The organism is uncultured Nevskia sp. (assembly GCF_903885465.1).
GTDB lineage: Bacteria > Pseudomonadota > Gammaproteobacteria > Nevskiales > Nevskiaceae > Nevskia.
This window is the reverse complement of record NZ_CAISIQ010000330.1, coordinates 1-1,652: the sequence shown is the minus strand read 5'-3', so window position 1 is coordinate 1,652 and position 1,652 is coordinate 1. Positions and strand designations below refer to the sequence as shown.

Sequence of the window (1,652 nt, the reverse complement as noted above, 5' to 3'; positions counted from 1 at the left end):
CCGGCTGGCGGCGACGGCGCAGCCAGTCGCGCCGGTAGTCGGGATTCCTGCGCAGGTACTCCCACGCCAGCGCGGGGCCATCGAGATGCAGCGTGTAGAGATACGCTGCGGTCGGATACCAGTGTGCGGCGCTCGAATCAGCCATGACGCAGCCTCCTGTCGATCAGCAGGAACGTCGCTATGGATTGCGGCTTGCGGGAGCTACCGTTTCAACATCAAACTGCCATCAAGATCGGGGTAAGCTGTAACTTGTGGTGTCAAGACCGATTCGCTCCGGTGCATTGCCAAAATCGTCTGAACGCGACGGCTGCACCGCCGGAAAATGGTGCGCAGCACTGGACACCGTGCCGCAGCCCGCGCCAAAGATCGTGACTGTTTCCAACACAGTCGCACCGCTTCGGTGCAAGAGTGCGGAATCAGACCCGCACGGTCTCGACTAAGACCGAAATAGTCACAATGCGTCCCGGCTGGACGGACTGCGCAGGGTTCGATCAGTCCGTGATCGAGCCGTTCTCCTGCGCCAGCCGGACGTACTCCGACAGCGGGCGTGCCGCCTGGAAATACCGATCCCGCCGCACCGGCAGCTTGCGCGGCCCGACGATGGCAGCCAGGTCGGACAACTTCACCGTCCCCAAGGCGGGCATCCCGATCCCCAGGTCGATCAGGCCGTAGGCCGTATCGCCATCGGCGGGATCGAGCGAGGCCAGCAACCAGGTCGCGTGCCCGTCCGGGGTGAACAGCCGCACAGTCGGCACCGGATCGGTGTCCTGCCCGGTGGCGCGGGCCTGGCCGTTGGCCAGCAACCGCGCCCGTTCTTCATCGGTGACAAGCGGGATCACGGCCGTGTCCCTTCCACGAATGAACGAAGCCGCCGAAGCGTATCCCCGTTTCCGCACGGATGCACAGATGCGCAAGTCCACGCATCCGCAGAAGCGTAGAGGCACGAAGGCGCATGTACGGAAGTCAGGAAAGACACGGATCAGGCTCTCCGCTTTTGAAGAAATCCGCCGAGGCGGATTTCTGTAAAGGCACGAAAACAGGTGAGATTGGATGAATGAGTTAAAGATAACGTGGTTTTAATTGTGTTGCGAATCGACGCTTCTGTCTATGCAGAAGCGACCCGTCCAGCGCGGCCGACCAGTCGGTGCCACTACCTTCGACGCCGAATTGGCCCAGGCCTTCGGCGCGGCGGTGCGTGCGCTGCGTACGGAACGCGGCATCGCCCAGGAGACGCTGGCCAACCTGGCGGGCATCGAGCGCTCGCACATGGGCAAGATCGAGCGCGGCGAACATGCGCCGACCCTGGCGGTGATCTTCAAGATCGCCGGTGCGCTGGAATGCAGTACCGCGGTACTGATGGCCGAGGCGGAAAGCCGACTTCAAGCCGCCGAGGCATAGCCGCTGGAAGGAAACACCCCGCCGCAACGGGCGGGGCGCTGCGGCCGTCAGGCCGCCTTGGGCTTGCTGCGCGACCAGATCAGGTCGTGCGTGCCGTCCTCGTTCTCGATCAGGCGGGCATACACCGTCGCCGGGAACGAAGGATCGTCGATGCTCACGGACAGGTACTCGCGCCCGGCCTCACTGGTCTTCTTCCACGCCGCGCCGACCTCGTGGCCGGCCGCCTGGAGGTGGAAATCGGGGGCGTTCTCGCT

General features: G+C 64.0%; 4 protein-coding genes. 1 reads left to right on the top strand and 3 read right to left on the bottom strand.

The features are described 5' to 3' along the window. Both QZY06_RS12960 and QZY06_RS22230 read right to left on the bottom strand, forming a co-directional pair. A partial coding sequence (locus tag QZY06_RS12960) for a DUF6499 domain-containing protein (RefSeq protein WP_295685042.1) occupies positions 1-145 on the bottom strand: 145 nt, incomplete at its 3' end. A gap of 346 nt (positions 146-491) precedes the next feature. Further along, a complete protein-coding gene (locus QZY06_RS22230; RefSeq protein ID WP_367275638.1) occupies positions 492-1,040 on the bottom strand; it encodes a DUF2958 domain-containing protein in 549 nt (182 codons plus the stop codon). A gap of 67 nt (positions 1,041-1,107) precedes the next feature. Between QZY06_RS22230 and QZY06_RS12950 the strand changes: the two genes are divergently transcribed. Continuing rightward, positions 1,108-1,398 (top strand): helix-turn-helix domain-containing protein, encoded by a 291-nt coding sequence (locus QZY06_RS12950; RefSeq protein ID WP_006452450.1) that lies wholly within the window; start codon positions 1,108-1,110, stop codon positions 1,396-1,398. A 47-nt stretch (positions 1,399-1,445) separates the two neighbouring features. Here QZY06_RS12950 and QZY06_RS12945 read toward each other — a convergent pair. Further along, positions 1,446-1,652 (bottom strand): DUF736 family protein (locus tag QZY06_RS12945; protein WP_295685033.1); only part of this gene is annotated, 207 nt, incomplete at its 5' end.

What these genes read in the sequence shown, in the direction of transcription:
- QZY06_RS12950 (WP_006452450.1), top strand. Translation starts at nt 1,108, where the DNA reads ATGCAGAAGCGACCCGTCCAGCGCGGCCGACCAGTCGGTGCCACTACC.